Origin of the sequence: Clostridium sp. (assembly GCF_032552055.1) — a bacterium.
Taxonomy (GTDB): domain Bacteria; phylum Bacillota; class Clostridia; order Clostridiales; family Clostridiaceae; genus Clostridium.
Genome location: NZ_JAWGSV010000233.1, coordinates 1 through 4981, shown reverse-complemented (window position 1 = coordinate 4981; position 4981 = coordinate 1). Strand labels below are relative to the sequence as shown.

Genomic DNA, 4981 nt, shown 5'->3' with positions numbered 1-4981 from the left:
TGTTGATACTGCTCCAATTCTTATTGCTGAGAAAAATGGATATTTTAAAGAGGCAGGAATAAATGTAGAAATAGAAATTTACAATAATGCTCAAAATAGACAAAGTGCTCTTCAAAGCAATGAAATTGATGGTGCAATGACAGATTTTATTGCAGTAGCAACAAATGTAAACGGTGGCTTTGACATAAAAGCTACAACTATGACAGATGGAATGTTTCCAATTTTAGCAAATGAAGGTGCTACTGAAAAGAAAGATATTAAAGTTGGAGTAATGGAAGTAAGCGTCACTAATTATTTAATAGATAAGTGGTTAGGACAAGACTATAATGTAGAAAAGGTATTTATTACTGAGATTCCTGCAAGAATGGCTGCTTTAAAGAGTGGTGATATAGATATGAGTATATTCCCAGAACCAGTAGCTTCAAATGGAGAATTACAAGGACTAACAAAGAGTGTTTATGGAATGGATGATGAATTTTCACCACAGTGCATGGTGTTTACAGGCAAAGCTATTTCTGAAAAGCCAAATACTATTAAAGCTTTCCATGAAGCATATAATAAGGCTGTAGATGAAATTAATAAGAATCCTGAAATAGCTAAAGATATATTAATAGAAAAAATTCCTAATACTAATCCAGAAGTTAAGGATATTATGACATTACCAACATATAAAAAAGCTGCCCTTCCAAGTGATGAATATTTACAAAGTATAATAGATTGGACAGAAAAAACTTTAAATAAAGAATTAGATGTTCAACCATCAGATTTATTAGAAGGAAAATTTGTAAAATAAGATGATAAACATAAAAGATTTAACTATAAAGTATAATAAAGAAGTTGCAATTAACAACTTAAGTCTATCAATTGAAAAAGGAAAGTCTTATGCTATTATAGGTAAATCTGGATGTGGGAAAACAACCCTGCTATATACTATGGCAGGGCTTATTTCTAATTATGAAGGGAAATTAGAAATAGAAGGAGAAACTTCATTAATACTGCAGAATTTAGGACTTTTTAATTGGTTTACAGTATATAAAAATATAAGTTTAGGTTTAAATAAAAGTAATTTATCTAAAGAAGAAAAAGAGAAAGTGGTTAATAAGATAATTAATGAGTTGGGACTAGCTGATCTAAAGGATAAGTATCCCAAAGAGCTTAGTGGTGGGCAAAAGCAGAGAGTTGCTATAGGAAGAACTATAATAAATAATCCAGAAATTCTTTTGTTAGATGAAGCTACTTCAGCCTTAGATTCAATTAATAAGGAAATGATACAAGAATTATTACTTGAAATTAAAATTGAAAAGAATATTACTATGATTTTAGTTACACATAATATAGAAGAAGCAGTTTTCTTAGGTGAAGAAATAATAGTAATGAAAGATGGTAAGATTGATAGTATAATTCCTAATAAATACTTTGGTGATAAAGATATAAGGTCAAAAAATGAATATATAGAAATATGCAATAAAGTAAGAGGTAGTCTTTATGATTAAGGATAAAGTTTTAAAGCTTTTTAAAAGCTTATATGGAGCTATAATAGTAATTATATTGTGGTATTTACTAAGTTTAGGAGTAGGAACTAATATGGTTCCAACGCCAAAGAGTACTTTACTAGAATTAATAAGACTTATGCAAAATGATTTTATATATCATATTTTATATAGTCTATATAGAATATTAGGAGCTATATTTATATCATTAATTATTGGAATTCCTTTTGGAATATTAATAGGTAGAAGCACTTTTTTTGATAAAATTATTTCTCCTATAGTTTATTTACTTTATCCAATACCTAAAATTGCTTTCTTACCAATATTTATGGTGATGTTTGGTATAGGTGATAAATCAAAGATAATACTTATGGTTACTATTATAGTATTCCAAATTTTAATAGTAACAAGAGATGCAGTAAATGAAATAGATAATGATGTTCTAATATCTGCAAAGGTAATGAAATTTAGTAAGGTAGATACTATAACAAAAGTAATATTACCTAGCATAGCCCCTAAGATTTTCTCAGCATTAAGGGTAAGTATAGGTATTGCAATTTCAGCTTTATTTTTCAGTGAAAACTATGCTACTAAATATGGACTAGGTTATTATATAATGAACTCTTGGTCAATGGTAGATTATAAGGGAATGTTTGCTGGAATATTAGCTTTAAGTATTATGTCTTTAATAATCTTTAAGATAATAGATTTACTAGAGATAAAAATATGTCCTTGGAAATAAAATTAAAAAAATCTGTATCAAGATTTATATAAGTGTTGATACAGATTTTTTTCTTATCAATAAAAAATTAGATTTGAATTTAATTTTATTTTAAGGTTTGTGTGATAAAATTTTATTAAGTCAATAATATAAAAAGTTAAATATGAAATTTATTGTTTTTATGGAGGTAATATAGTGAAACTACTTTTGGTCGAGGATGAAAAAGAATTATCTGAAGCATTAGTTGAGATATTAACTAAAAATAAATATGTTGTAGATGCTGTTTATGATGGGGAAGATGGATTAAACTATGCTTTAACTGATATATATGATGTTATAGTTTTAGATATTATGCTACCTAAGCTAAATGGACTAAGTGTTTTAAAAGAACCAAGAAAAAAGGAAATAACAACTCCAATAATGATGCTAACTGCAAAAAGTCAAATTGAAGATAGGGTTCAAGGGCTAGATTTAGGTGCTGATGATTATTTAACTAAGCCTTTTGCAGCAGAGGAATTACTTGCAAGGCTAAGGTCTATAACAAGAAGAAAAGGTAATGTTATAAACGATAATTATCTTTCTTATGGTGACATTAGATTAGATTTAAATACTTATGATTTAGAAGTAAAGGGTGAATCTATAAGGCTAACCCTTAAAGAATTTGAAATAATAAAGTATTTTATGGAGAGACCTAAGGTTGTAGTTAGTAAGGATGATTTAATTACTAAGCTTTGGGGCTTCGATGCAGAAATAGAGTATAACAATATAGAAGTATATATTTCTTTTATTAGAAAAAAACTTCAGCATTTAAACTCAGAAGTAAATATAGTAACTATAAGAGGTGTAGGTTATAGGATGGAGGAATAGTATGTTTGAAAAATTAAAAAGGAAGTTTATTTTCATAAATATGACTCTATTAACATTAGTTTTTATTCTTATTTTTGGAACTATATATATAACTACTGCAGCAAATATGGATAGAGAGCTAGAAGGAGATTTAAAAGGTGTAATTCAAAATCCTAGGAAGCCAGGTCCAGATTTTAAAAATGGAAATAGCATTATTGTAGATTTGGATTCAGAAAATAATGTAGCAAATGTAATTACAAATATAGAGATTAATAATGATGAGTTAGAAGAGGCCATATATTCTATACTTAAAAATGAAAATAAGATTGATAAAATTGACATATCTGGAAGTAGCTATGGATATTTAAAGGAACATACTCCAAAGGGATTAAAGATTGCATTAATAAGTAGAGAGCTACAAATTAATATGCTAAATAACTTACTAAAAGTTTTTTTGATAGTTGGAGCTATTAGTTTATTTTTACTTTTTTACATAAGTGTTTATCTAACTAATAAAACTATTAAGCCAATAAAGGAAAGTTTTGAAAAGCAGAAGCAATTTATAGCTGATGCATCTCATGAATTAAAAACGCCTTTAGCTATAATTAGGACTAATACTTCTGTAATAACTTCCAATAAAGATAAAACTGTAGAAAGTCAAATTAAGTGGATAAATTATATTAGTAACCAAGTAGATCGAATGGCTAAGTTAATAGATGATATGCTATCTTTAACTAAGCTAGATAGCAATAAAGTTATGGAAGAAAAATCTAGTTTTGATTTTAGTAAAGTTTTAGATAGCATCTTATTAGGCTTTGAAGCTGTGGTTTTTGAGAATAATATTATTTTAGAAACAGAAATACAAGAGAATATAAATTTAAAAGCTAATAAGGAAGAAATAAAAAAGCTATGTAGCATATTATTAGATAATGCATTGAAGTACACTAATTCTGGTGGAAGAATAGATGTAATATCATATGAAGATAAGAATAAGGTTTATCTTAAGGTTAAAAATACTGGAGATGGTATTAAGGAAGAGGATTTAGAGAAGATATTTGAAAGATTCTATAGGGTAGATACTTCAAGAGCAAGGGAAACTGGTGGATATGGCTTAGGATTATCTATAGCTAAATCAATAGTTGAAAGTCATAATGGTAAAATATATGCTGAAAGTAATATTGGAAAAGATACTACTTTTATAATTGAATTTATTCTTCAATAGAATTATTAAGTCTAAGATGCTATCTATTTAAAAGTGAAATTATTATAATAAAGAGATAAATTTATATTTATTGGCATATTGACGCCATAGATTATAAGGATAACAGTTATAGATATCAATAAGAGGATAAAATAGGGAGAGAGTTATTATGAATGATAGGGAATATATAGAAAATGAAGCAAGGACACTTTATAAATATATAGTTGAAGATAATGAAAAGTTTGATAATAATAAACAGCTATATGCAAGAATATTAAATAATATTAGGAATACGGCTGAATGTGACATAGGTGGAATTGAAACACTAGATTTGTCATTAAGTGAAATAAAAGAAATTATTAAAGATGTAGTAGAAAACTATAAAGAAAGATGATGATAGTATGAAAATAGGAATTATTTCTGATACACATAACTTATTAAGAGAAGAAGTAATACATAATCTAAAGGGTTGTGATCTAATTATACATGCAGGGGATATATGTAATAATGATATATTAGAAAGATTAAAAAACATCGCTAAGACTGTAGCTGTAAAAGGCAATAATGACAAGGGTGATCTTGAAGCTATATTAAAGGAAGATGAGATAATTGAAATAGAGGGAAAAAGGATATATATAGTCCATGAAAGAAATAATATAAGTATTAATTTAGAAGAGGTCGATATTGTGATATATGGACATTCTCATAAATATAACTTAGAAG

7 protein-coding genes are annotated in these 4981 nt (G+C 27.0%); all 7 read left to right on the top strand.

Annotated features, from left to right (window positions below; genetic code table 11):
* Positions 1-793 (top strand): ABC transporter substrate-binding protein (locus E6248_RS13085; protein ID WP_316341235.1); only part of this gene is annotated, 793 nt, incomplete at its 5' end.
* Position 794: 1 nt separating this feature from the next.
* Positions 795-1493, top strand: coding sequence for an ABC transporter ATP-binding protein (locus tag E6248_RS13080; RefSeq protein WP_316341234.1), 699 nt, complete (start codon positions 795-797; stop codon positions 1491-1493).
* Positions 1486-2232 (top strand): ABC transporter permease, encoded by a 747-nt coding sequence (locus E6248_RS13075; RefSeq protein ID WP_316341233.1) that lies wholly within the window; start codon positions 1486-1488, stop codon positions 2230-2232. The genes E6248_RS13080 and E6248_RS13075 overlap by 8 nt, the downstream gene beginning before the upstream one ends.
* Before the next feature lie 174 nt (positions 2233-2406).
* Positions 2407-3078 carry a response regulator transcription factor gene (locus E6248_RS13070; protein WP_316341232.1) on the top strand — a complete coding sequence of 224 codons (672 nt, stop codon included), beginning with the start codon at positions 2407-2409 and terminating at the stop codon, positions 3076-3078.
* A gap of 1 nt (position 3079) precedes the next feature.
* A complete protein-coding gene (locus E6248_RS13065; RefSeq protein ID WP_316341231.1) occupies positions 3080-4279 on the top strand; it encodes an ATP-binding protein in 1200 nt (399 codons plus the stop codon).
* Positions 4280-4427: 148 nt separating this feature from the next.
* Positions 4428-4652 carry a hypothetical protein gene (locus E6248_RS13060; protein ID WP_316341230.1) on the top strand — a complete coding sequence of 75 codons (225 nt, stop codon included), beginning with the start codon at positions 4428-4430 and terminating at the stop codon, positions 4650-4652.
* A gap of 7 nt (positions 4653-4659) precedes the next feature.
* Positions 4660-4981: metallophosphoesterase family protein (locus E6248_RS13055; RefSeq protein ID WP_316341229.1), on the top strand; the 322-nt coding region annotated here is incomplete at its 3' end.